Consider the following 23,048-nt stretch of genomic DNA (forward strand, 5'->3'; position numbering starts at 1 on the left):
CGGAGGAGACCGACATGACCGACCTCGTCAGCTTCCGCCCGGAAATCATCCGCGACGTCAATTCCAGCGACGCCCCCGTCGTCGCCAAGACCATCGGCTGGGCCGAGCGGGTCTACCGCCTCGGCTTCGTCCGCAAGGGCCTGATCCTTGCCGTCCTTGCCATCGCCTGGGAGGCCTATGGCCGCTGGCTCGGCAACCCGCTGCTGTTCCCGACCTTCGGCCAGACCGTCACGGCCTTCGTCGAGAACATCGTCAACGGCATCATCCCGCAGCGCATGCTGGTGTCGCTGCAGACGCTGATCATCGGCTACAGCATCGGCATCGTACTCGCCGCGCTGCTGACGACGCTGGCGATCGGCTCGCGCATCGGTGCGGACCTGCTGGAAACCCTGACGTCGATGTTCAACCCGCTGCCGGCGATCGCGCTTTTGCCGCTCGCGCTGATCTGGTTCGGGCTAGGGACCGGCAGCGTGATCTTCGTGCTCGTCCATTCCGTGCTCTGGGCGATCGCGCTCAATACCCATGCCGGCTTCCGCTCGGTCTCGAACACGCTGCGCATGGTCGGCCAGAATTACGGCCTGCGCGGGCTGAAGCTGGTGCGGCTCATCCTGATCCCGGCCGCCTTCCCGGCGATCCTGACCGGCCTCAAGGTCGGCTGGGCCTTCGCCTGGCGCACGCTGATCGCAGCCGAGCTGGTCTTCGGCGTCTCGTCGGGCTCCGGCGGCCTCGGCTGGTTCATCTTCGAGAACCGCAACCAGCTCGAGACGGCGAATGTCTTCGCAGGCCTGTTCACCGTGATCCTGATCGGCCTCTTCGTCGAGAACGTCATTTTCGCCACCATCGAGCGCAAGACGATCCGGCGCTGGGGCATGCAGCACTGACAATTCATATCCACAAGGCCGAACGGCCGTCACTCGGAGGGAAACACCCATGGCATTCAAGACATTCCTGCGCACCGCCTTCACCGTCGCAGCGCTCGGCGCAGCACTCACCGCCCCGGCCCGCGCCGAGGTGAGCGAGGTCCGCGTCTCCAAGGGCTTCGGCATCCTCTACCTGCCGCTCATCGTGATGCAGGACCAGCAGTTCCTGGAGAAGCGCGCCAAGGCCGCGGGCCTCGGCGACGTCAAGGTGACCTGGCTGATGCTCGACGGCGGCAACGTCATCAACGACGCGATGATGGCCGGCACGCTCGATTTCGCCGGCACCGGCGCACCGGGCTTCGTCACGCTCTGGGCCAAGGCCAAGGGCATCCCGGGCGTCGAGGTCGTCGGCGTCTCCGGCATGAGCTCGACCTCGCTCTGGCTGATGTCGAACAAGCCTGAGCTGAAGTCGCTCAAGGACTTCACCGGGACGGACAAGATCGCCCTGCCCGGCATCAAGACCTCGCTCGCCGCCGTCGTGCTGCAGATGATCGCGGCCAAGGAATTCGGCGACGCCAACTACGCCAAGATGGACCCGATGACGGTGAGCCTGCCGCATCCGGAGGCGCTCGCGGCCCTGATCGGCGGCAAGACCGAGATCAAGGCGCATTTCACCTCGCCGCCCTTCCAGTACATCGAGGCCAAGAGCCCCGGCATCCACCGCGTGCTCAACTCGGTCGACTATCTCGGCAATCTGACGCTCGACGTCACGTTCGCGCCGAAGAAGTTCGTCGATGCCAACCCTAAGATGACCCAGGCCTTCATCGACGCGATGGACGACGCCAACGACCTCATCGCCAAGGACAAGAAGCTCGCCGCCGAGATCTTCGCCAAGAGCTCGAAGGTCAAGGTCGATGCCGCCGAGGTGCAGCAGATGATCGAGGACAAGGATTCGCGCTTCACCGCCACGCCGGAAGGCGTGATGAAATTCGCCGAGTTCATGCACAAGGCCGGCTCGATCAAGGTGAAGCCCGCCAAGTGGAGCGACATGTTCGTGCCGCAGATCGCCGGCCGCCAGGGCAGCTGAGCGGAATGCGGATCGAACCTAGCCATGGTGCGGGACGCGACCACGCGTCCCGCGGCGCAGCACTGGCGAGCAGCGGCACGCGGACCAGCTCAGGAAAGCCAGCGCGGCAAACGCGCTGGCGCGGCGCCGGAGAGAGCCGCTTCGATGCAGTCCTCGAATGTTCCGAGCCTGACGGTGCAGCCCGAGAGCCCCGGTCCGTAATGCGCATATTTTCCGGAGTTGGTGAGGACCACCTTCGCCTTCTCCGGAAAGACCGGGCGCGTGATCGAGCACCAGCAGAGATCGGGGATGACCTCGACGCCGCTCTCTCGAAGACTTGCCAAGGTTCCCTCGGCCTCGGCAGCGGCGAGGACGTCCCGGCCCGTCGTGATGATGACGGAGAGATTGCCCGCAAGGCGACGTCCGCCAAGCCGCTCGGCGACCGCCCTGCATTCTTCCAGTGAGGCGTGAGGGCTGCCGATCGCAACGAGATCGATGCCTGCCGGCCCGTCATTCAGCTGGCGCCAGCCGGCTGCGAGAGCCTCGCGCGCAATGACCACTTCGTCGTCGGGATTGCCACCGAGGCTGACCGCCTCCGGCGTGATACCCTCGATATGCAACATGGCCGCCGCCGAGGTCGTACCGAACGCGGCGCAGAGCGCCTTGAGATCGTCCCGCGTCGGGCGCGCCTGCGCGAGCCCTTTGATCAAGGGGACCCGATCTGGCGCGGCCAGTCCGGCGAGATAGCCGATCAATGGCCAGGCCGCGCTGTCCGCACCCTCCGGCAAATCCACCCGAACCGCACGGCGCGCGCGCCGGCCCTCTTCGAGGAACGCCCCGGCAAGCGGTGTGCGGCCGGTGACCGCGATGCAGAAATCCAGGAAATCGGGGTGCTTCGCCGTCCGCGCTCCCAAGACCGAATTGGCAAAGATCACCGCATTCGATTCCGACCAGCCGACCGCCTCGCCGAGTCCGGGCGGCTCCGGCAGGGAATAGGGAGCGCAGGTGAAGCTCGGCCGGCAGCCCATGCGGACATAGGCATCGGCCAGGTGCTCGGCAGGCTCGCCGAACTCCGGCGCCACGCCCTGTCGGCGCCAGTTGGCGTGATCCACCGAGATCGCGTTCATGGTCGTCGGGACGCGAACGCGGGCGCCCAACTCCTCCATCTTCTCGGCGAAGATCAGATTGGCCGGACCGGCATAGATGCAGCCATCGACATGAGCCCGCGTGACATCGATGAGCGCGGTCGCGCCCTGCTGTTTGGCCATGGCGCAGACGATACGCATGGCCTGCTGTGCGGCCACTCCTTCGCCCCCCGCGAGCAAGCGGCGATCGCCGGCTGACAGCTCCAGGTCGCCATGCGCAGCGGCGGAAAGCGGGATACGGAGCCGCCCGGCATCGGCCAGGACCGCGTCCGACATAACCTGCGCCTCGGACGCGGAAGAGAGCGCCTCGAACGCTTCTGTCGGCAGGCGAATAACCGGAATGGGGTGTGCGAACATTTCCGCGGCGACGATGGCGCCGAGCGTCAGCGTATCTTCGGGGCCGGCAAAGACCAGCGCCGCGGGGCTGCGCCCGGAAAGCGCGAGTTCCAGCAGCACGCCGGAGCCCGAGCAGGAGCCGCGGCTGGTCGGCATCAGCACCACGGCTCCGGCGAGCGAGACGCCGTGCGAGGGGTGGTGCACGTCGATCACCATTCCCGTGGCCGCATCGACCCCGCCCCAGAAACTCAACGGCTCCGCCATCACGACGACCGGCCCGGAGGCCGTGCCGGGAAGGAGCGAGATTCCAACGTCGCAGCGCAAAGATAAATCCCTCTCGCTGGTCATCGGGTGGAGCGGAAAAGGTAGCGCGAAGGCGCGTAGCAGCACCCTCGCCGGCACGAAGCCATCTCACCTGATCAGCAGGACTTATTGAAGCCCCTTCGCTGCGGACCATTCATCGTCTCGCAGCCGCGCCGCACCAGCCGGTGCCGAACGAGAGCGGCACATCCCTCCGGAACTTGGTGAGGGGCCATTCCGACGAGCTCAAATCCTTGTCGAGGAAAGGACCGTAAAATTCTGGGAATGCTATAAGAATGGCGCGGTGAGCCCCTCGTTTTTTGGCTGGAGCATGCGCGCGGAGTCGCAGCCGCATGGACGGGAATTTCCGCACCTGCCACTTGGCAAGGTTCATCAGCACCGAACCCTACGACCAACCCCCGGAAATCCACCAAACGCTGGAGGAGCAAGCCGCACGCGGCAATTGCTGGCGAATGCCCGTCGCCCTAGCCCCTGAGATCAGGTGATCAAGTTCGCGAGCATGACCTGGACGATCGAGCTGCCGTCGGATGCCCCTGCGGAAAGCAGGCGCGCAGCCGCTGCCGCGATCATTGCACAGTGCAGATAAAATTGAGCGAGGCATTGTCTGTCGTTTTCGAGGTTCTCAGGCCCGAGCTCGCGCAGCGTGGAAAACCCGATCTGGCAAGGCGCTCGCCTGGGCCCATCCACCATCCAGAACCTGACGCTCTGCCGCCAGTTCGCAAGGTCGGGTGCGGTTTTCTCGTCGAAAACGAAAGCCATGGCCTGCCTCATCAACTCGAATGCGGGATATTCCTCAAAAATGCGCCGGAGCAGGAGTTTCTCGGGCCGGCGCCCCAAGCCCAACATCGCCAGAATGGGCGAGTTCCACCCGGCAACGCTATTGTCGAAAGCTGACCCAAACGTGACGCTGGCGCTGGTTGTCAGCCCCGCTCACGGAGACTTGTCCAGCAGGTGCGGACGAGCACTTTCCAACGACATCTACCGCTGGGCCCGTTGCAGCCGGAAAGGCCGGTGGTGCCGCGTCTTCGCGCGCGGCACCATGGGAATTCCGTGGGGCTCGAGTTCGAGGAGGGCTTCAGGATGGTCTGCTCGGAGGAGCTGGCGGAGATCGAACAACCGGGGCGCGTTCAGGCGCGGACCCGCGAGCGTGCGGCGGCGCTCGATCGGGAGTTTGCTGACATGCGACAGTCGGGCCCTGTCGGGGCGACGGCGGGCGGTGCCTACCCTCAGGCGGTGTCGGCCAAGATCGCCAATACCCTTGCTGGCTCTACCCGACTGCGGAAGAAGCCAGTCGACCTGGCGACAGTGCGGGAAGCGGATGCGATAAGGAGAGGGTCCGAGCCGAACGTCGCGAGAACAAAACGCGATGAAATTTGCAACCGGGTCGGCCGGAATTTCTACCGGAAGCAAGAGATTAGCGACTAACCTCTTGATTTATATGGCGCGGGCGACGGGGCTCGAACCCGCGACCTCCGGCGTGACAGGCCGGCACTCTAACCAACTGAGCTACGCCCGCGCTGGGCGGCTGAGGCATTCGCCCTCAGCGACGTGGTGAGTATTGCCCCCGGCTGGAAGTGTCAAGCGCGTGATGCCGGCAAATTCACATCTGGGGAAAAATCCCTTCGCCGGCATTCACGGTTCAGGCGTGCCCCCTCCCATGTCAGGCGATGCGAGGCAGGGATCGAGCAGCACGTGTCTGCGGTCCTGACGGTTATATCCGCCTCGCAGGAGGGCTTTGTCGCCCAATTTGAGATCGTTGGCGCTGTAGGTCACGCACAGCACGCGGATGCCCGGTTCAGCGCAGACGGCGACATACCAGAGCGTCCCATCGGTCTGAATCAAGGACACGGTGCCGGTGATCGCCATATCCACACGCGAATCTGGCGGGATCGAACCGGGCAATTGTCCGGCGACGTCTTCGCAACTTGCCGGTTGGCCCGGCTGCTCGGGTTGCGAGAAGGCCGGGCGGCCAGCAAAAAAGGAATCTGGGAGCAGCGTTTGCGCCAATGCCGGCTCTAGCCCCAGAGCGGCTGCGAGAGCCGCGACGGCTAGGGGCCGCCGGCAGCGCGAGCGGAAGCGATTCTGCAAAGATGCGTTCACCCGGGCCAGCCTGCCGATCAAGATGGCGGAATTCGGCCGGAAGACGCGATTCGTCCACACACGAGCGACGGGGGGCGCTTGCGATGCGACGCTTCAGGCCTTAAACGGCAAGCACCGGGGGCGGTTAGCTCAGTTGGTAGAGCGCCTCGTTTACACCGAGGATGTCGGCGGTTCGAGCCCGTCACTGCCCACCAGCCCTTCCCGGACATCGTGGCCTAGCCACGGTCCAGACCCTGCTGACGACCGCGCGTCGCAGCAAAACGCGGGCGTAGCTCAGTCGGTTAGAGTGCCGGCCTGTCACGCCGGAGGTCGCGGGTTCGAGCCCCGTCGCCCGCGCCAGTTTCCCCGGACATGCCGGCCAGTCCTACCCGGATGAATCATCCTGCCGGCGCCCACAAGAAAACCGCCGGCGCTTGCGCACCGGCGGCTCTCATTCCTCGGCTCGAAGATCAGTGGGCGACGACGCCCGCCGCCTCGTCGTCCGCGCCCGGAGCGGGCACGGCCTTCAGATCCTCTTCCCAGACGATCGGAACCGGCTGGCGGGTCAGCGCATGCTGCAGCACCTGCTCCATGCGCGAGACCGGGACGATCTCCATGCCGTCCTTCACCGACTTGGGAAGATCGATCAGATCCTTGGCGTTCTCCTCCGGGATCAGCACCTTCTTGATGCCGCCCCGCAGCGCCGCCAGGAGCTTCTCCTTCAACCCGCCGATCGGCAGCACCCTGCCCCGCAGCGTGATCTCGCCGGTCATGGCGACGTCACGGTTGGTCGGGATGCCGGTCAGGATCGAGACGATGGCGGTCGCCATCGCGATGCCTGCCGAAGGCCCGTCCTTCGGGGTCGCCCCTTCCGGGACGTGGACGTGGATGTCGCGCCGGTCGAAGAGCGGCGGCTCGATGCCGAAATCAACGGCCCGCGAGCGGACATAGGACGCCGCCGCCGAGATCGATTCCTTCATCACGTCGCGCAGGTTACCGGTGACGGTCATGCGGCCCTTGCCGGGCACCATGACGCCCTCGATCGTCAGCAATTCGCCGCCGACCTCGGTCCAAGCCAGGCCGGTGACGACACCGACCTGATTCTCCGTCTCCGCCATGCCATAGCGATAGCGCGGCGGCCCGAGATATTCCTCGAGCAGCTTCTCGTCGACGACGACCTTGTCCTTCTTGCCGAGCACGATGTCCTTCACGCCCTTGCGGACGGTGTTGGAGATCTCGCGCTCGAGGTTACGGACACCGGCCTCGCGGGTGTAACGCCGTACCAGGGTCTGCAAAGCCTCGTCGGTGATCGACCACTCCTTGCCGGTCAGCCCGTGCTTCTTGATCGCGTTCGCGATCAGGTGCTTGCGCGCAATCTCGGTCTTCTCTTCCTCGGTGTAGCCGGCGATGCGGATCACCTCCATCCGGTCCAGCAGGGCCGGCGGGATGTTCAGCGTGTTCGCCGTCGTCACGAACATCACGTTCGACAGGTCGTAATCGACCTCGAGGTAATGGTCGTTGAAGGTCGAGTTCTGCTCGGGGTCGAGCACCTCCAGCAGGGCCGCCGAGGGATCGCCGCGGAAGTCCTGACCCATCTTGTCGATCTCGTCGAGCAGGATGAGCGGGTTGGAGGTCTTGGCCTTCTTCATCGACTGAATGATCTTGCCGGGCATCGAGCCGATATAGGTGCGCCGGTGACCGCGGATCTCGGCCTCGTCACGCACACCGCCGAGCGACATGCGGACGAACTCGCGCCCCGTCGCCTTGGCGATCGACTTGCCGAGCGAGGTCTTGCCGACGCCGGGAGGGCCGACAAGGCACAGGATCGGGCCAGCGAGCTTGTTGGCGCGCTGCTGCACGGCGAGGTACTCGACGATGCGGTCCTTGACCTTGTCCAGGCCGAAGTGATCGTCGTCCAGCACCAGCTGGGCGGCGTTGAGGTCCTTCTTGATCTTCGAGCGCTTGCCCCACGGGATGCCGAGCATCCAGTCGAGATAGTTGCGCACGACGGTCGCCTCGGCCGACATCGGCGACATCTGGCGCAGCTTCTTCAGCTCGGCCGTCGCCTTGTCGCGGGCTTCCTTGGTCAGCTTCGTCTGGGCGATGCGCTCCTCCAGCTCGGCCAGCTCGTCACGGCCTTCCTCGCCGTCGCCCAGCTCCTTCTGGATCGCCTTCATCTGCTCGTTGAGGTAGTACTCGCGCTGGGTCTTCTCCATCTGGCGCTTGACGCGCGAGCGGATGCGCTTCTCGACCTGGAGCACGGACATCTCGCTTTCCATGAGCGAGAGCACCTTCTCCAGACGATGGGCGACGTTGGTGATCTCCAGCACGCCCTGGCGATCGGCGATCTTCACCGCCAGATGCGAGGCAACCGTGTCGGCGAGCTTGGCCGGCTCGTCGATCTGCGAGACCGCAGCGACGATCTCACCCGAGATCTTCTTGTTGAGCTTCACATAGCTCTCGAACTCGCTGACGACCGAACGGGCCAGCGCCTCGACCTCGACCTTCTTGCCTTCCTCCTCGGCCTGGCCGGTGGCCTCCGCCTCGTAGTAGGACTCGGTCGCGGAATAGGACAGCGCCTTGGCGCGGCCGACGCCCTCGACCAGCACCTTCACGGTGGAGTCGGGCAGCTTGAGAAGCTGCAGCACGCGGGCGAGCGTGCCGATTTCATAGATATCCTTGGTCTGCGGGTCGTCATCGCCGGCGTTCTTCTGGGTCGCCAGCAGGATGAGCCCGTCCGTCTTCACCACTTCCTCGAGCGCGCGGATCGACTTCTCGCGCCCCACGAAGAGCGGGACGATCATATGCGGGAAGACGACGATGTCGCGCAAAGGCAGAACCGGGTAGGTGCCGGTCTCGCCTGGGACGAAGGGAGCGCGTGGCGTCGAGCCAGTCATGGCAGTTCCTTTGCAGTTGCGCCCGGCACCCCCCCAAGATGGGCTGAGCGATCGGACGTATGCGGCCAGAGCGACCATTCGCTCCTCCGCCCCCGCGCATCGCACCCTAGCTAGGCATGCGACTCTCGCAAGTGCACCTAAGGTGGAGACTTCCTCGCCGGCTTTCAAGCGAGGTATCCGGGCCATGCACCGCTGTCCTGCAGCAGGCGAAGGACGGAAACCAAGACCTGCGACGGTTCAATCTCCCACGAAGCTGTCGCAGTACGGCACTGCGACGAGCCAATGCCCATCACAACGCAAAACGCGCGCCAATGGCGCGCGTCGCGTTGTCACAAGGCTTGAAAAATCTCAGGCCGAGGCGGTTTTGGTCTCGTCCTCGCGCTCCGCGTAGATGAACAGCGGCCGCGCCTTGTTCTCCACCGCTTCCGGGCCGATCACGATCTGCTCGACGCCCTCGAGGCCGGGCAGCTCGTACATGGTTTCGAGCAAAATGCCCTCCATGATCGAACGCAGGCCGCGCGCGCCGGTCTTCCGCTCGATCGCCTTGCGGGCGATCAGGCTGACGGCCTCGTCGGTGAAGGTCAGTTGCGTGTCTTCCATCTCGAAGAGGCGCTGATACTGCTTGACCAGCGCGTTCTTCGGCTCGGTCAAAATCGTCTTCAGCGCGGCCTCGTCGAGATCCTCCAGCGTCGCCAGAACCGGAAGGCGGCCGACGAACTCCGGGATCAGGCCGAACTTCAACAGATCCTCGGGCTCGACCTCGCGGAAGATCGCGCCGGTGCGGCGCTCGTCGGGCGCCTTTACGGTCGCGCCGAAGCCGATAGAGGTGCCCTTGCCGCGGCTCGATATGATCTTGTCGAGACCGGCGAAGGCACCGCCGCAGATGAAGAGGATGTTGGTGGTGTCGACCTGCAGGAATTCCTGCTGCGGATGCTTGCGCCCGCCCTGCGGCGGAACCGAAGCGACCGTGCCCTCCATGATCTTCAGCAGCGCCTGCTGGACGCCCTCGCCCGAGACGTCGCGGGTGATCGAGGGGTTGTCCGACTTGCGGCTGATCTTGTCGATCTCGTCGATATAGACGATGCCGCGCTGCGCCCGCTCGACATTGTAGTCGGAGGCCTGGAGCAGCTTGAGGATGATGTTCTCGACGTCTTCGCCGACATAGCCGGCCTCGGTCAGCGTCGTCGCATCCGCCATGGTGAAGGGCACGTCGAGGATGCGGGCGAGCGTCTGCGCAAGCAGGGTCTTGCCCGAGCCGGTCGGCCCGATCAGCAGAATGTTGGATTTCGCCAGCTCGACGTCGTTGTGCTTCGTCGCATGGCTGAGGCGCTTGTAGTGGTTGTGGACCGCCACCGAGAGCACCTTCTTGGCATGATCCTGGCCGATGACGTAGTCGTCCAGAACCTTGCGGATCTCCTTGGGAGTCGGCACGCCGTCCTTCGACTTCACCAGCGCGGATTTCGATTCCTCGCGGATGATGTCCATGCAGAGCTCGACGCATTCATCGCAGATGAACACGGTCGGGCCCGCGATGAGCTTGCGGACCTCGTGTTGGCTCTTGCCGCAGAAAGAGCAGTACAGCGTGCTCTTAGAGTCGCCGCCGGGCTTATTAGCCATTGTCCATCTCCAGTTCCGGAGACCGGGACCACATCAGCCGAGGCGGATGCAACCGTCGTCTCTCCGTCATAAATAAGCGCTCAGATCACGATGATTAGGTTAACGACCCGTTCCGATACATCCGGAAACGCAGGGCCAATCCAAACCGGATCATAGTGGAGCGCTCGTCCGCTCACCCCCGACCCCATGCAAACACGGGGCCGATCTTCTTTCAATATGGCCCCTGTGAGCCGGCACGCCAACCCACAGGTTCGACACCCCGCATCGCAGGGCTCAGGCTGCCTCTTCCGGCCGCTTCTCGATGACCTGATCGATCAGGCCGAACTCCTTGGCCTGCTCGGCGGTCATGAAGTTGTCGCGCTCCAGCGCGGCGTGGACTTCCTCGTAGCTGCGGCCGGTGTGCTTCACGTAGATTTCATTGAGCCGCTTCTTCAGGCTTTCGACTTCCTTGGCGTGGATCAGGATGTCGGTGACCTGGCCCTGAAAGCCGCCGGAAGGCTGGTGGACCATGATGCGGGCGTTCGGCAGGGCGAAGCGCATGTCCTTGGCGCCGGCCGTCAGCAGCAGCGAGCCCATCGAGGCGGCCTGGCCCACGCAGAGCGTCGTGACCGGGCAGCGGATGAACTGCATCGTGTCGTAGATCGACAGGCCGGAGGTGACCACGCCGCCGGGCGAGTTGATGTAGAAGGAGATTTCCTTCTTGGGGTTCTCGGCCTCGAGGAAGAGAAGCTGCGCCACGATCAGCGACGCGGAGAAATCCTCGACCGGGCCGGTCAGGAAGATGATGCGCTCGCGCAGCAGGCGCGAATAGATGTCGAAGGCGCGCTCGCCACGGCTCGACTGCTCGACCACCATCGGGACGAGATTGTTGTAGGTCTCGATCGGATCGCGAAGCATGGCTCAGTCCTCGGGTGATAGCGCCGGATTGCGGCGGTTTATCGAATCAACGGCTGCTAGGAAGACAACCACATAAGCACGGCGAACGCGGCTGAAAAGGGAAGCGCCGCCGGTCTTGAAGGCCGGCGGCGCGAATGTTGGCATTAAGGTTGCCGGCGGCCTCAGGCGGAGGCGTCGTCAGCCTTCTCGCTGGCCTCGGCCTTCTTGGCCTTCTTGGCGGCGGCCTTCTTCGGCTTGGCCTCGGCAGTCTCCTCGGCCTCGTCATCGGCATAGAGCGTCTCGCGAGAGACGGTCTGGTCCTCGACCTTCACCTGGCCGAGGAGATGGTCGACGACCTTCTCCTCGAAGATGGGGGCCCGGATCTCGGCCAGCGCCTGCGGGTTCTTGCGATAGAACTCCCAGACCTGCTTCTCCTGGCCCGGGAACTGGCGGGCGCGCTCGATCAGGGCCTGGGTGACCTCGTCATCCGAGATCTGGACCTTGGCCTGCTCGCCGATCTCGGCCAGCACGAGGCCGAGGYGCACGCGGCGCTCGGCGATCTTGCGGTAGTCGGCGCGGGCTGCGTCCTCGGTGGTGTCCTCGTCGGCGAAGGTCTTGTTGGCGGCCTTCATGTCGGCCTCGACCTGACTCCAGACGCTGTTGAACTCCTGCTCGACCAGCGTCGGCGGCAGCTCGAAGGTGTACTTGCCGTCGAGCGCGTCGAGCAGGCCCTTCTTCAGCTTACGGCGGGACTGGGCCTGGAAATCACGGCCGATCTGCTCGCTCACGGCGGCCCGCAGGGCATCCAGCGACTCCATGCCGAAGGCCTTGGCGAGCTCATCGTCGATCTTGACGGCATCCGGGCCCTGGACTTCGGTGACGGTGACCACGAACTCGGCCGCCTGGCCGGCGAGATGGGCCGCGCCGTAGTTCTCCGGGAAGGTGACCTTGATCGTGCGGGTCTCGCCCTGCTTGGCGCCCTCGAGCTGCTCCTCGAAGCCGGGGATGAACTGGCCGGAGCCGAGATCGAGCGGGATGCCCTCGCCGGTGCCGCCCTCGAAGGCGTTGCCGTCGATGGTGCCGACATAAGAGATGATCAGGCGGTCGCCGCTCTCGGCCTTGGCCTTCTCGCCCTTCGGCGAATAGGTGCGGTTGCCGGACGCCATGCGCAGCAGGGCGGCGTCGACATCGGCGTCTGGAACCTCGGCGACGGGCTTGGTCAGCGAAACGTCGGAGATGTCGGCCAGCTCGATCTTCGGCAGAACCTCGAGCGCGACGGTGAAGGCGAGATCGCCCTTGGCCTCCATCGCGGCCTCGATCTCGTCCTTGTTCTCGGGGAAGCGGATCTGCGGCTCGAAGGCGAGCTTCAGGTTGTTGTCGGCGACGATCTTCTGGTTGGCTTCGTTGACGGCGTTCTGCAGCACGTCGGACATCACCGAACGGCCATAGAGGCGGCGCAGATGGGCGACCGGCACCTTGCCCGGACGGAAGCCGTTGATCTTGGCCTTGCCCTGAAGGTCCTGCAGGCTGTCGTCGAGCCTCGTCTTCAGGTCGGCGGCGTTCAGCACCACCTGGAATTCGCGCTTGAGGCCCTGGGACAGGGTTTCGGTCACGTTCATTTTTTTACCGCCAACAGCTCGTTTACGTCTCAATGTCCAAAGCGCGACGCCGGTTCCGACCGCCGCCGCGCTCGCGAAAAACTCTCGCATCGGACCAAAAAGTGGAACCCACTCCTCGGAAAATCCGATGCGGCAACAAACACATAGACCGCCGTTCCGCACCCGCAAGGGCGCGCGGCGATCTAGGCCGATGGTGCGGGCGGAGGGACTCGAACCCCCACGACTTTCGCCGCTGGAACCTAAATCCAGTGCGTCTACCAGTTCCGCCACGCCCGCCGGCCCGATAGCGCTGCGTGCGAGCAAACGCAGCGCGGCCATCGTTAAGCCGCGGTGCTATACGCATTTCGGCCGGCGCTTGCAGCAAAAAAATGACGGTTCTGCAAAGAACCCTTCCGGCGCGTGTTTCCACGGCGCGCCGCGTGGCGCCTCTCGCCAGAGCAGGCCACGCGGATTATGCGATATGTCATGACGAAACCACGCCTTGCCCGCCCCGTCCTGCTGTCCCGCCGGCATCTGCTCGCCGGGCTCGGCAGCGCCGGATTGCTGGCGCCGTCGACGGGCTTCGCGCAGACGCAGGCCGCGCCAGCGAAAGCGCCGGATGTCGCGCAGCCCCGCATGCTCACGGCTGCTCCGGCCAAAACCAGGCTGCGCCCCACGCCCGCCGCCGAGACCGAGATCTGGGCCTTCGACGGAGTGACGCCGGGCCCGACGCTGCGAATCAAGCAGGGGGAAACGCTGAGCCTGAAGCTGGAGAACCGGACGACGGCGCCGCTCGGCCTGCATTGCTACGGCCTGCGCGGCGAAGCGGCGCGCGACGGCGTCGGCGGCTTCAGCCAGCCGCCGATCCTTCCGGGCGAGACCGGCGACATCCGCCTGACCCCACCGGACAGCGGCACCCTGCTGTACCGGCCGCTCGTGCTCGGCGGTTCGTCCGAGCCCTGCGGCCGCGGCCTGAGCGGACTGCTCATCGTCGAGGAGAACGAGCCTCCCGCGGTGGATCTCGACCTGCCGGTGCTGGTGACGGACTGGCTGCTCGGCGACGACCAGTCGCTCCAGCCCTTCGTCCTGCAAGGGAACCCCGCAGCCTCCGCCGGGCGGCTTGGCAGCTGGCTCACCGTGAGCGGCCGCTCCCCGCCGCTGCCGGTGACCGCAAGGCCGGGCGCGCGGATCCGCTTGCGCCTCGCCAATGCCTGCAACGCCCGGATCATGCGGCTGCGCTTCGATGGCGGCAAACCGACCGTGATCGCGGTCGACAGCCAGCCGACGGAGAGCTTCGAGCCGGTTCGCTCGCAACTGCCCTTCGCGCCGGGGACGCGCTACGATGTGGTCCTCGATCTGCCGATAGAAGTCGGTGCCTCGGTCAATGTCACCGCCCTGATCGGGCCGGGCCTGCCGCTGGTGCGAATCGTGACCGCGGGCGAGCCGAAGGTGCCCCCCGCGGCGGTTCCCGCGCTCAAGCTCAACCCGTCGCTGCCCGCCGCCGTCCGCATGCAGGATGCGACGCGTCCGGAGATCGTGATCGAGGGGGGCGCGAAGCTCGGCGACGACCAGAAGCTCGACTTCTCCGGCCTCGATCTCGCCCGGCCCTGGCAGGTCAATGGCGGCGTCGGCAGCCTCGACGGCAAGCCGCTGTTCAGCGTGAAGCGCGGCACGCCGATGGTGATCGCCATCGACAACCGCACCGCCTTCATCCAGCCGATGCACGTCCATGGCCACAGCTTCCGGCTGCTGCACCCGCTCGACGACGGCTGGGAGAACTATTTCCTCGACACCGTGCAGATTCCGGAGCGCAAGAGGCTGCACATCGCCTTCATCGCCGACAATCCCGGCCGCTGGCTGATCTCATCGAGCGTGCTGGAGCGCTTCGACCTCGGCGTGTGGGCGTGGTTCGAGGTGACGTGAGGCTGAGCCTCACAGCCCCAGCCGGTCGACCACGTCCTGCACGATAGCCTCCTTGCTGTCCTCCACGGAGACGACGAGCGGCCGCTCGTTCGGCCCGGGCTCTTCCAGTGTCGCGAACTGGCTGTCGAGCAGCGCCGGCGGCATGAAATGATGCTGCCGGGCGGCCATGCGCCGGCCGATCAGCTCGCGCGAGCCCTTGAGATAGACCAGCGCGACGTCCGGCCGATCGCCGACGATCACCTCGCGATAGGCCCTCTTCAGCGCCGAGCAGGTGACGATGCCGTGCTCGTCTTTCGCCCTGAGATCGTCGATCCAGGCGGCGATCGCGGCGAGCCAGGGCTTGCGGTCCTCGTCGGTCAGCGGCGTGCCGCCGGCCATCTTGGCGACGTTCTCGGGCGGATGGAAGGAATCGGCGTCCCGGAAAGGCCAGCCGAGCCGCGCGGCCAGCCGCTCGCCCAGCGAGGTCTTGCCCGAGCTGGCGACGCCCATGACGACGATGACGGCGGGCCTGATGGGCGAGCCCTCATCTTGAGGAGCAGCCGCAGGCTGCGCCTCGAAGGATGTTTCAGAGCGCTCTGGAGCATCCTTCGAGACGGCCGCTGCCGCGGCCTCCTCAGGATGAGGGCTCAAGGAACCTGCCGGCTTTTGTGAGCTCACGGCCTCACCCCTGCTTCTTCGGCTCGACATGGCCGCCGAAGCCGGCGCGCATGGCGGAGAGGATCTTCTCGCCGAAGGTGTGGTCGACGCGCGAGCGGAAGCGCGCGAACAGCGCCGATGTCAGCACCTCCGCGGGCGTCGCCGTCTCGACGGCGGCATCGACCGTCCAGCGGCCCTCGCCGGAATCCGAAACGTTCCCGGTGTAGGAGGACAGCTCCTCGTCAGCCGCCAGCGCCTCTGCCGTGAGATCGAGCAGCCAGGAGGTGACGACCGAGCCGCGGCGCCAGACCTCGGCGATCTCCGCTACGTCGAAATCGAAGCCGTATTCGGCCGGCAAGCCCTCCTTGGCGGAGGCATTGCGCAGCAGGTCGAAGCCCTCCGCGAAGGCCTGCATCATGCCGTATTCGATGCCGTTATGGACCATCTTGACGAAATGACCGGCGCCGGTCGGGCCGCAATGCAGATAGCCCTGCTCGCTCGTCGGATTGCGGCCCTCGCGATGCCTGGTGGGTTCGATATCGCCCTTGCCCGGCGCCAGCGCCTTGAAGATCGGCTCCAGCCGGTCGAAAGCCGACTTGTCGCCGCCGATCATCAGGCAGTAGCCGCGCTCCAGCCCATGCACGCCGCCGGAGGTGCCGATGTCCATGTAGTGGATGCCCTTGGCCGCGAGTTCCTTGCCGCGGCGGACATCGTCCTTCCAGAAGGCGTTGCCGCCATCGATCAGGATGTCGTCGGCACCGGCGAGGCCGGCGAGCTCGGCCAATGTCGCCTCGGTGATCTTGCCGGCCGGCAGCATCACCCAGATGGCGCGCGGCGCCTTGAGCTTGGAGACCATGTCCCTGAGATCGGCCGCCACGATCGCGCCGTCGGCGGCGAGCGCGTGCCCCGGCTTCGGATCGCGGTCATAGACCACGGATTCATGGCCGGCGCGCATCAGGCGGCGCACGATGTTGGCCCCCATGCGGCCGAGGCCGATCACTCCAAGCTGCATATCCGACACTCCGCGAAGCCCGCTTTTGTCGCTGCTTCAAGCATGGAGGCGGCGGGCGGGGCAAGCCGGCGCAGTTCCGGCGTCATGTCCGGGCCCGGCTCTGCAAGGCTCGCCAATGCCCCGGTGTGACGCCATAGGCGCGGCGGAACTGGCGGGTCAGATGGCTCTGATCGGCGAAGCCGCAGGCGAAGGCGGCATCCGCCAGCGACAGGTCCTGCGCCAGCAGGCGCCGGGCGCGGTCGAGGCGGCGCATTATCAGATAATTATAGGGGCTGGTGCCGAAGGCCGCGCGAAACTGACGCGCCAGAGCGAAGCGATCGAGACCGGAGACGGCCTCGAGCCGCGCCGAATCGACCCCCTCGGCGCTATGGGCGTCGAGACAGTCGCGCGCCTTCTCCAGTGCCGCGACATCGGAGCGCATTGGTCTGGGGCTCGCTGCCGAGGGATCGAGGGCGAGCAAGGCATCCGCAAGCCGCTGCATCAGATCGTCGACGGCCATCGAGTCGAGCGGCGCATCGAAATCTCGCAACGCGCGTGCGATGGCGCCGACCAGGCGCCGGTCCTGCGAGACCGCGGCGGAAACGAAGGGCAAGGCCTTGCCGCCCATGCCCATCGCGTCGCGGATCAACCGCGGCTCGACATAGAGCATGCGGTAGCGGAAGCCCTCGGCGATGCCGGAACGCCCGTTATGGACTTCGTCCGGATGGATGACGATGGCTTGGCCGCTGAGGCTGTCACGGCGCGCGCCGCGATAATCGAAGGATTGCACGCCCGCGAGCGTCAGGCCGAAAGCGTAGGTGTCGTGGCGGTGGGGGTCATAGGCGTAGCCGCGAAAGAAGGCCTCGATCCGCTCGATGCCGTCAGTCCCGCTGCCGAGCCGCACCCAATCCTCGGCCCCCGATCTGCACGATCGTTCAAGACGCGCCTTTCCCGCTTCGGCTATCGCTCGATCCATGCGTTACGATACCAAGATCGCCATCGTGGTGCGCGAGAATCTCGCGACCTGGCAAAAACTCAACGTCGCCAGCTTCCTGTCGGGAGGGCTTGTCGGCGCTGCCCCCGAAATTGCGGGAGAACCGTATCAGGACGGTTCGGGCCGCTTCTATGGCCCGCTGATCCGCCAGCCAGTGCTGATCTTCGCCGCCACGGCTGAGGATCTGAAACAGGTGATGCAGCGCGCGCAGGGCCGCGGCGTGCGGGCTCATCTCTATACGAATGAGCTGTTCACGACCGGCAACGACGTCGACAACCGTGCGGCGGTGGCGGCGGTCACGACGGCCGATCTCGACCTCGTCGGGGTCGGTCTCCATGCCGAGCGCAAGGAAATCGACAAGATCGTCAAGGGGTTGAAGCTGCACGGCTGAGATTTCGATTCAAGCTCGCATGCCAGCGCCGGGCATCCTCGCGGCGCTCTCATTTTCTCGCCGACAGACGCTTGACTTAGAGCGCGCTCGAACCCGTAGCTTCCAAGGCGTCGTGATGAGAAGAAGGCGCCCATGAAAATCGGTGAACTGGCCAGGCGTTCGGGATTATCGGCCCATACGATCCGCTATTACGAGCGGATCGGGCTGTTGCCCTATGCCGACAGGGACCGGTCGAGCCAGCGCGACTACGACGCTTCGATCCTCGTCTGGATCGAGTTCCTCGGCAAGCTCAAGACCACGGGCATGCCGATCCGCGAGATGCTGCGCTACGCGGCTTTGCGAGAACAGGGTTCCGGCACGGAATCCGAGCGCCGCACGCAGCTGGAGCGTCACCGCGAGCAGGTCCGCGCCCGCATTGCGGAGCTCAACGCCTGCCTTCTCGTCCTCGACACCAAAATCGCCGGCTATGGCGACGCCGAGAAGAGGATCGACGATCATGACGCAGAGCTTTTCCAACGCCGCCAACAGTCGTCTCGAACGCGGCAAGCGCGCCCTCGCTGAGATCGACGGCGAAGCCGGCCACAAGGTGATCGCGGCGCTCGCCGATGTCGCACCTGATTTCGCCGACTATGTCTTGGAGTTTCCATTCGGCGACATCTATTCGCGGCCCGGTCTCGACCTGCGCGCCCGCGAGATCGCGACGATCGCCGCGCTTGCGGCGATGGGTAATGCCGCGCCGCAACTCAAGGTGCATATCGAGGCGGGGCTCAATGTCGGGCTCTCGCGCCAGGAGATCACGGAGGTCCTGATGCAGATGGCTGTTTATGCCGGGTTTCCGGCCGCGCTGAACGGGCTGTTCGCGGCCAAGGAGGTGTTTGCGGCGCGCGACCTCGCGGCGTGAGCCAGGGCTCAGTAGGACCCGCTGGCTCCCGGTCAGCGCGTCCTGCCCTCACACCTGGATCAGCCGCTGCACCTGATTGCCGTCGAGCGTGTCCATCGGTCCGGAGAGCACGACCTCGCCGCGATCCATCACGAACATCGTGTCGGCGAGGTCGCGGGCGAAGTCGAAATACTGCTCGACGAGCACGATCGCCATGCCGCCCTTCTGGCGGAGATAGTCGATGGCGCGGCCGATATCCTTGATGATCGAGGGCTGGATGCCCTCGGTCGGCTCGTCCAGCACCAGCAGCCTGGGTCGGGTCACCAGCGCCCGCGCGATTGCGAGCTGCTGCTGCTGGCCACCCGAGAGGTCTCCGCCGCGCCGGCCGAGCATCGACTTCAGCACGGGGAATAGGTCGAAGAGTTCATCCGGGACGTAGCGATCCCTGCGCTTCAGCGGCGCAAAGCCCGTCTCCAGATTCTCCTTCACCGTCAGCAGCGGGAAGATCTCCCGCCCCTGCGGCACATAGGCGATGCCGGCGCGCGCGCGCTCTTCGCTGCGCAGCCCGGAAATCTCCTCTCCGTCGAAGCGAATATGGCCTGCCGAGATCGGCTGATGGCCGACGATGGCGCGCATCAGCGAGGTCTTGCCGACGCCGTTGCGCCCCATCACACAGGTGACCTTGCCGGGCTCCGCGGCGATCGAGACATGGCGCAGGGCCTGCGCGGCGCCGTAATGCAGGTTGATGGCGTCGACGGTCAGCATCGAATCATCGCCCCAGATACACTTCGACGACGCGCTCATTGGCGCTGACCTGATCGAGCGGACCTTCCGCCAGCACCGAGCCCTCGTGCAGCACCGTGACCTTCACGCCGAGCTCGCGGATGAAGCCCATGTCGTGCTCGACCACGATCACCGAATGATCCCTGGCGATCTCCTTGAGCAGCACGGCCGTCTGGGCGGTCTCGCCGTCGGTCATGCCGGCGGCGGGCTCGTCGACGAGCAGGAGCTTGGGGTCCTGCGCCAGCAGCATGCCGATCTCGAGCCATTGCTTCTGGCCATGCGAGAGCGAGCCGGCCAGCCGGTCGCGCTTGTCGGCCAGCTTCACGATGCCGAGGATGTCGTCGATCCGCTTCTGCTGGGAGGCCTCGGTCTTCCAGAACAGCGTCCTGCCGACCGTGCGCTTCGATTTCAGCGCCAGCAGGATGTTGTCCTCGATGGTGTGGAAGTCGAAGACCGTCGGCTTCTGGAACTTGCGGCCGATGCCGAGATTGGCGATCGCGGCTTCGTCGAGACGGGTGAGATCGACGGTGCCGGCGAACATCACCGTGCCCACATCGGGCTTCGTCTTGCCGGTGATGATGTCCATCATCGTGGTCTTGCCGGCGCCGTTGGGGCCGATGATGGCGCGCATCTCGCCGGGCTCGATCGTCAGCGAGAGATTGCGGATGGCCTTGAAGCCGTCGAACGAGACGCTGACGCCGTCGAGATAAAGCAGCGAAGAGGTCAGGGCGCCGGGCACGGGAGCGTTCATCGCCTTCACTCCGCCGGTGCCGGCTCGGCGGCCGGCGTCGCTTCGGGCTTCCGGCGACGCGCCCACAGGGCCTCGGCCGTGCCCAGAATGCCCTTGGGCAGGAAGAGCGTGACGACGACGAAGAGCCCGCCGAGCGCGAAGAGCCAGTACGGCGCCATAAAGCCGGAGGTGAAGACCGTCTTCGCCCAGTTCACCACGACCGCGCCGAGCGCCGCGCCGACCAGCGTGCCGCGCCCGCCGACCGCGACCCAGATCACGGTCTCGATCGAGTTGGCTGGGGCGAATTCACTGGGGTTGATGATGCCGACCTGTGGCACGTAGAGCGCGCCGGCCACGCCGGCCATGCAGGCCGAGACGGTGAAGACGAAGAGCTTGAAGCGATCCACCCGGTAGCCGAGGAAGCGCGTGCGGGATTCCGCATCGCGGATCGCAATCACCACCTTGCCGAGCTTCGAGACGACGATGCCACGCGCGATCAGGAAGCCCGCCGCCAGCATCACGCAGGTCATGGAAAACAGGGCGGCTCTGGTCCCTTGCGCCTGGACGTTGAAGCCGAGGATGTCCTTGAAATCGGTCAGGCCGTTATTGCCGCCGAAGCCCATATCGTTGCGGAAGAAGGCGAGCAGCAGCGCATAGGTCAGCGCCTGGGTGATGATCGAGAGATAGACGCCGGTGACGCGCGAGCGGAAGGCAAACCAGCCGAAGACGAAGGCGAGCAGGCCGGGAACCAGCAGCACCATCAGCATGGCGAAGGGGAAGAAGGAGAAGCCCCACCAATACCAGGGCAGTTCCTGCCAGTTCAGGAAGACCATGAAGTCGGGCAGGATCGGATTGCCATAGACGCCGCGGGTGCCGATCTGGCGCATCAGATACATGCCCATGGCGTAGCCGCCGAGCGCGAAGAAGGCGCCGTGGCCGAGGCTGAGGATGCCGCAATAGCCCCAGACGAGATCGAGCGAGACCGCCAGCAGCGCGTAGCAGAGATATTTGCCCCAGAGCGACATGGTCGAGGTCGGGACGTGGAAGGGCGAGCTTGCCGGCAGCAGCAGGTTCGCCAGCGGCACGAGCACGCCGAGACCGAGCAGGATCGCCAGGAAGATTCCGGCACGTTTGTCCATGTTCTGGAGGAGGAAGCGGGTGATCATGCTTCCACCGCCCGGCCCTTCAGCGCGAACAGGCCGCGCGGTCGCTTCTGGATGAAGAGAATGATGCAGACCAGCAGCGCGATCTTGCCGAGCACGGCGCCGGCATAGGGCTCGAGCAGCTTGTTGGCGACGCCGAGCGTCATCGCGCCGACCAGCGTGCCCCAGAGATTGCCGACGCCGCCGAAGACCACGACCATGAAGCTGTCGATAATGTAGCTCTGGCCGAGGTTCGGACTGACATTGTCGATCTGCGAGAGCGCAACGCCCGCAAGGCCAGCGACGCCCGAGCCCAGCCCGAAGGTCAGCGCGTCGATGCGGCCGGTGCGGATGCCCATCGCCGAGGCCATGCGCCGGTTCTGGGTGACGGCGCGCATCTGCAGGCCCATCGGCGTCAGCTTGAGGATGGCGAGGAGTGCCGCGAAGACCAGCGCCGCGAAGACGATGATCCAGAGCCGGTTGTAGGTGATCGCCAGACCACCGAGTTCGAAGGCGCCCGACATGAAGGCGGGCGCGCCGACCTCGCGATTGGTCGGGCCGAAGGCGGTGCGGACCGCCTGCTGCAGCATCAGGCTGATGCCCCAGGTCGCCAGCAGCGTCTCCAGTGGCCGGCCATAGAGGAAGCGGATGACGCCGCGCTCGATGGCGATGCCGACCGCCCCGGCGACGATGAAGGCGGCCGGCAGCGCGATCGCCAGCGACCAATCGAAGAGCCAAGGCGCGTTCGTGCGGATCAGTTCCTGCACCACGAAGGTGGTGTAGGCGCCGAGCATGACCATCTCGCCATGGGCCATGTTGATGACACCCATCACGCCGAAGGTGATGGCGAGACCGATGGCCGCAAGCAGCAGCACCGAGCCGAGCGAGAGGCCGTACCAGAGGTTCTGTGCGACGGCCCATAGCTTCAGCCGGCCCTCGATGGCGGCGACCGCCCTGCTCTGCGCATCACGGAGCGTCGGCGTGATCTCGCCGGAGAGACCGCGCAGCGCCGCCAGCGCATCCTGATCGCCGCGTTCGCGCAGCACCTCGACAGCCGCGACCCGGTCCAGCGGCTGGGCATCGGGCTTGGCGATCAGGATCGCGGCCTGGGCCTGTCGCAAGGCGGCGAGCGCGCGCGGATCGGTCTCCTTGCCGATTGCGGCCTCGACGATCGGCAAGAGGCCCGCATCGCGCGACTTGAAGACGGCCTCCGCCGCTGAGATGCGCTTGCCCGGATCGGGATTGATCAGGCTCAAGCCACCGAGCGCGGCCTGCACGGCACGGCGCACGCTGTTGTTGAGGCGCACCGTCTTCAGTCCTGCGGGCGCTGCGGTGAGCGCCTGCCCGGTCCGGGCGTCGACCAAGCCGCCCGCAGCTGTCTTCACCACGACACCGCCCGCCCCGGCGAGCAGCCGCCCGTCGCCGAGCGCCTCGATGATCAGCGACGCATGCGGATGGGCCGTCGAAACGAGGATTTCGATCGCGCGGGAGGTATCCGAATAGCTGTCGGCTGCGAGCCGCGTGAAGGCTTCGTCGGCCGTCTGCGCGAAGGAAGAGACCGAAGCGGCGAGGAGCGCCACGAGGATGATGATCGCGTGCTTCAGGCGATGGAAGATGAGCATCGGGCCGGTTCGTCTCACGCTTGGTTCAATCTCAGTCCTCATCCTGAGGAGCTACGCAGAGGCGTCTCGAAGGATGGCTCCAGCGCGCTCTGGACCATCCTTCGAGACGCGAGCCTTGCTCGCTCCTCAGGATGAGGGCTCGATCTGAAACGGGTCGCCTG

The 23,048-nt window shown here is 65.7% G+C and carries 21 protein-coding genes and 4 tRNA genes; 9 read left to right on the forward strand and 16 right to left on the reverse strand.

What is annotated here, in order from left to right; translation table 11 throughout:
- Positions 1-14 precede the first annotated feature (14 nt).
- Complete coding sequence (locus AC1DDA_RS01275; protein ID WP_476794317.1) at positions 15-881, forward strand: ABC transporter permease; 867 nt, start codon at positions 15-17, stop codon at positions 879-881.
- A 49-nt stretch (positions 882-930) separates the two neighbouring features.
- Positions 931-1,947: an ABC transporter substrate-binding protein gene (locus tag AC1DDA_RS01280; RefSeq protein ID WP_476794318.1), complete on the forward strand. Its 1,017-nt coding sequence runs from the start codon at positions 931-933 to the stop codon at positions 1,945-1,947.
- Positions 1,948-2,036: 89 nt separating this feature from the next.
- Here AC1DDA_RS01280 and lhpI read toward each other — a convergent pair whose 3' ends face one another.
- Positions 2,037-3,755, reverse strand: a complete 1,719-nt coding sequence (gene lhpI, locus AC1DDA_RS01285; protein WP_476794319.1) for a cis-3-hydroxy-L-proline dehydratase — start codon at positions 3,753-3,755, stop codon at positions 2,037-2,039.
- 450 nt (positions 3,756-4,205) lie between these two features.
- Positions 4,206-4,487 carry a DUF1488 family protein gene (locus tag AC1DDA_RS01290; RefSeq protein WP_441511405.1) on the reverse strand — a complete coding sequence of 94 codons (282 nt, stop codon included), beginning with the start codon at positions 4,485-4,487 and terminating at the stop codon, positions 4,206-4,208.
- Between the two features lie 252 nt (positions 4,488-4,739).
- On the opposite strand from AC1DDA_RS01290, the gene AC1DDA_RS01295 reads away from it, so the two are divergent.
- Positions 4,740-5,153, forward strand: a complete 414-nt coding sequence (locus tag AC1DDA_RS01295) for a hypothetical protein (RefSeq protein WP_476794320.1) — start codon at positions 4,740-4,742, stop codon at positions 5,151-5,153.
- A 14-nt stretch (positions 5,154-5,167) separates the two neighbouring features.
- Here AC1DDA_RS01295 and AC1DDA_RS01300 read toward each other — a convergent pair.
- Positions 5,168-5,244 (reverse strand) — tRNA-Asp (locus tag AC1DDA_RS01300).
- 116 nt (positions 5,245-5,360) lie between these two features.
- Positions 5,361-5,849, reverse strand: a complete 489-nt coding sequence (locus tag AC1DDA_RS01305) for a hypothetical protein (RefSeq protein WP_476794321.1) — start codon at positions 5,847-5,849, stop codon at positions 5,361-5,363.
- 97 nt (positions 5,850-5,946) lie between these two features.
- Here AC1DDA_RS01305 and AC1DDA_RS01310 point away from each other — a divergent pair.
- Both AC1DDA_RS01310 and AC1DDA_RS01315 read left to right on the forward strand, forming a co-directional pair.
- Positions 5,947-6,022: transfer RNA gene (locus AC1DDA_RS01310), tRNA-Val, on the forward strand.
- A 68-nt stretch (positions 6,023-6,090) separates the two neighbouring features.
- A tRNA-Asp gene (locus AC1DDA_RS01315) sits at positions 6,091-6,167 on the forward strand.
- 110 nt (positions 6,168-6,277) lie between these two features.
- Here AC1DDA_RS01315 and lon read toward each other — a convergent pair.
- The 5 genes from lon to AC1DDA_RS01340 form a co-directional block, all read right to left on the reverse strand.
- Complete coding sequence (gene lon / locus AC1DDA_RS01320) at positions 6,278-8,704, reverse strand: endopeptidase La (protein ID WP_441511402.1); 2,427 nt, start codon at positions 8,702-8,704, stop codon at positions 6,278-6,280.
- A 348-nt stretch (positions 8,705-9,052) separates the two neighbouring features.
- On the reverse strand, positions 9,053-10,321 hold the full coding sequence (clpX, locus tag AC1DDA_RS01325; RefSeq protein ID WP_441511401.1) for an ATP-dependent Clp protease ATP-binding subunit ClpX: 1,269 nt from the start codon (positions 10,319-10,321) through the stop codon (positions 9,053-9,055).
- Positions 10,322-10,594: 273 nt separating this feature from the next.
- The gene (locus AC1DDA_RS01330; protein WP_441511400.1) at positions 10,595-11,218 is read right to left on the reverse strand and encodes an ATP-dependent Clp protease proteolytic subunit; all 624 of its coding nucleotides are present in this window, start codon (positions 11,216-11,218) and stop codon (positions 10,595-10,597) included.
- 161 nt (positions 11,219-11,379) lie between these two features.
- Positions 11,380-12,816: a trigger factor gene (gene tig / locus AC1DDA_RS01335; RefSeq protein WP_476794322.1), complete on the reverse strand. Its 1,437-nt coding sequence runs from the start codon at positions 12,814-12,816 to the stop codon at positions 11,380-11,382.
- A 191-nt stretch (positions 12,817-13,007) separates the two neighbouring features.
- Positions 13,008-13,092, reverse strand: a tRNA-Leu gene (locus tag AC1DDA_RS01340).
- 189 nt (positions 13,093-13,281) lie between these two features.
- Between AC1DDA_RS01340 and AC1DDA_RS01345 the strand changes: the two genes are divergently transcribed.
- Complete coding sequence (locus AC1DDA_RS01345) at positions 13,282-14,718, forward strand: multicopper oxidase family protein (RefSeq protein WP_476794323.1); 1,437 nt, start codon at positions 13,282-13,284, stop codon at positions 14,716-14,718.
- 9 nt (positions 14,719-14,727) lie between these two features.
- On the opposite strand, the gene AC1DDA_RS01350 is transcribed toward AC1DDA_RS01345, so the two are convergent.
- From AC1DDA_RS01350 to AC1DDA_RS01360, 3 genes are all read right to left on the reverse strand, one after another.
- Complete coding sequence (locus AC1DDA_RS01350; protein WP_476794324.1) at positions 14,728-15,348, reverse strand: gluconokinase; 621 nt, start codon at positions 15,346-15,348, stop codon at positions 14,728-14,730.
- A 31-nt stretch (positions 15,349-15,379) separates the two neighbouring features.
- Positions 15,380-16,366, reverse strand: coding sequence for a phosphogluconate dehydrogenase (NAD(+)-dependent, decarboxylating) (gene gnd, locus AC1DDA_RS01355; protein ID WP_476794325.1), 987 nt, complete (start codon positions 16,364-16,366; stop codon positions 15,380-15,382).
- Positions 16,367-16,448: 82 nt separating this feature from the next.
- On the reverse strand, positions 16,449-17,249 hold the full coding sequence (locus AC1DDA_RS01360; protein WP_476794326.1) for an AraC family transcriptional regulator: 801 nt from the start codon (positions 17,247-17,249) through the stop codon (positions 16,449-16,451).
- Between the two features lie 70 nt (positions 17,250-17,319).
- On the opposite strand from AC1DDA_RS01360, the gene AC1DDA_RS01365 reads away from it, so the two are divergent.
- The 3 genes from AC1DDA_RS01365 (at position 17,320) to AC1DDA_RS01375 (ending at position 18,631) form a co-directional block, all read left to right on the forward strand.
- The gene (locus AC1DDA_RS01365; RefSeq protein WP_476794327.1) at positions 17,320-17,730 is read left to right on the forward strand and encodes a DUF2000 family protein; all 411 of its coding nucleotides are present in this window, start codon (positions 17,320-17,322) and stop codon (positions 17,728-17,730) included.
- A 132-nt stretch (positions 17,731-17,862) separates the two neighbouring features.
- A complete protein-coding gene (locus tag AC1DDA_RS01370; protein ID WP_476794328.1) occupies positions 17,863-18,291 on the forward strand; it encodes a MerR family transcriptional regulator in 429 nt (142 codons plus the stop codon).
- Positions 18,227-18,631 carry a carboxymuconolactone decarboxylase family protein gene (locus tag AC1DDA_RS01375; RefSeq protein ID WP_476794329.1) on the forward strand — a complete coding sequence of 135 codons (405 nt, stop codon included), beginning with the start codon at positions 18,227-18,229 and terminating at the stop codon, positions 18,629-18,631. Before AC1DDA_RS01370 ends, AC1DDA_RS01375 begins: the two co-directional genes overlap by 65 nt.
- Positions 18,632-18,679: 48 nt before the next feature.
- On the opposite strand, the gene urtE is transcribed toward AC1DDA_RS01375, so the two are convergent.
- The 4 genes from urtE to urtB are packed head-to-tail and all read right to left on the reverse strand — an operon-like array spanning position 18,680 to position 22,887.
- On the reverse strand, positions 18,680-19,375 hold the full coding sequence (gene urtE / locus AC1DDA_RS01380) for an urea ABC transporter ATP-binding subunit UrtE (RefSeq protein WP_476794330.1): 696 nt from the start codon (positions 19,373-19,375) through the stop codon (positions 18,680-18,682).
- Between the two features lie 4 nt (positions 19,376-19,379).
- Positions 19,380-20,144 carry an urea ABC transporter ATP-binding protein UrtD gene (gene urtD, locus AC1DDA_RS01385; protein ID WP_476794331.1) on the reverse strand — a complete coding sequence of 255 codons (765 nt, stop codon included), beginning with the start codon at positions 20,142-20,144 and terminating at the stop codon, positions 19,380-19,382.
- 5 nt (positions 20,145-20,149) lie between these two features.
- Positions 20,150-21,289, reverse strand: a complete 1,140-nt coding sequence (gene urtC, locus AC1DDA_RS01390; protein ID WP_476794332.1) for an urea ABC transporter permease subunit UrtC — start codon at positions 21,287-21,289, stop codon at positions 20,150-20,152.
- Positions 21,286-22,887 carry an urea ABC transporter permease subunit UrtB gene (gene urtB / locus AC1DDA_RS01395; protein ID WP_476794333.1) on the reverse strand — a complete coding sequence of 534 codons (1,602 nt, stop codon included), beginning with the start codon at positions 22,885-22,887 and terminating at the stop codon, positions 21,286-21,288. The genes urtC and urtB overlap by 4 nt, the downstream gene beginning before the upstream one ends.
- Between the last annotated feature and the right edge of the window lie 161 nt (positions 22,888-23,048).

This window comes from Allobosea sp. 10N428, from assembly GCF_056394545.1.

Excerpts from the sequence above, each read along its gene's own strand:
- urtD (WP_476794331.1), bottom strand. The coding sequence starts at position 20,144 with ATGAACGCTCCCGTGCCCGGCGCCCTGACCTCTTCGCTGCTTTATCTC.
- AC1DDA_RS01290 (WP_441511405.1), bottom strand. The coding sequence starts at position 4,487 with ATGGCTTTCGTTTTCGACGAGAAAACCGCACCCGACCTTGCGAACTGG.
- AC1DDA_RS01370 (WP_476794328.1), top strand. The coding sequence starts at position 17,863 with ATGAAAATCGGTGAACTGGCCAGGCGTTCGGGATTATCGGCCCATACG.
- AC1DDA_RS01275 (WP_476794317.1), top strand. The coding sequence starts at position 15 with ATGACCGACCTCGTCAGCTTCCGCCCGGAAATCATCCGCGACGTCAAT.
- urtE (WP_476794330.1), bottom strand. The coding sequence starts at position 19,375 with ATGCTGACCGTCGACGCCATCAACCTGCATTACGGCGCCGCGCAGGCC.
- clpX (WP_441511401.1), bottom strand. The coding sequence starts at position 10,321 with ATGGCTAATAAGCCCGGCGGCGACTCTAAGAGCACGCTGTACTGCTCT.
- urtB (WP_476794333.1), bottom strand. The coding sequence starts at position 22,887 with ATGCTCATCTTCCATCGCCTGAAGCACGCGATCATCATCCTCGTGGCG.
- lhpI (WP_476794319.1), bottom strand. The coding sequence starts at position 3,755 with ATGACCAGCGAGAGGGATTTATCTTTGCGCTGCGACGTTGGAATCTCG.
- AC1DDA_RS01345 (WP_476794323.1), top strand. The coding sequence starts at position 13,282 with ATGACGAAACCACGCCTTGCCCGCCCCGTCCTGCTGTCCCGCCGGCAT.
- gnd (WP_476794325.1), bottom strand. The coding sequence starts at position 16,366 with ATGCAGCTTGGAGTGATCGGCCTCGGCCGCATGGGGGCCAACATCGTG.
- AC1DDA_RS01365 (WP_476794327.1), top strand. The coding sequence starts at position 17,320 with ATGCGTTACGATACCAAGATCGCCATCGTGGTGCGCGAGAATCTCGCG.
- AC1DDA_RS01330 (WP_441511400.1), bottom strand. The coding sequence starts at position 11,218 with ATGCTTCGCGATCCGATCGAGACCTACAACAATCTCGTCCCGATGGTG.
- urtC (WP_476794332.1), bottom strand. The coding sequence starts at position 21,289 with ATGATCACCCGCTTCCTCCTCCAGAACATGGACAAACGTGCCGGAATC.
- AC1DDA_RS01280 (WP_476794318.1), top strand. The coding sequence starts at position 931 with ATGGCATTCAAGACATTCCTGCGCACCGCCTTCACCGTCGCAGCGCTC.
- AC1DDA_RS01375 (WP_476794329.1), top strand. The coding sequence starts at position 18,227 with ATGACGCAGAGCTTTTCCAACGCCGCCAACAGTCGTCTCGAACGCGGC.
- lon (WP_441511402.1), bottom strand. The coding sequence starts at position 8,704 with ATGACTGGCTCGACGCCACGCGCTCCCTTCGTCCCAGGCGAGACCGGC.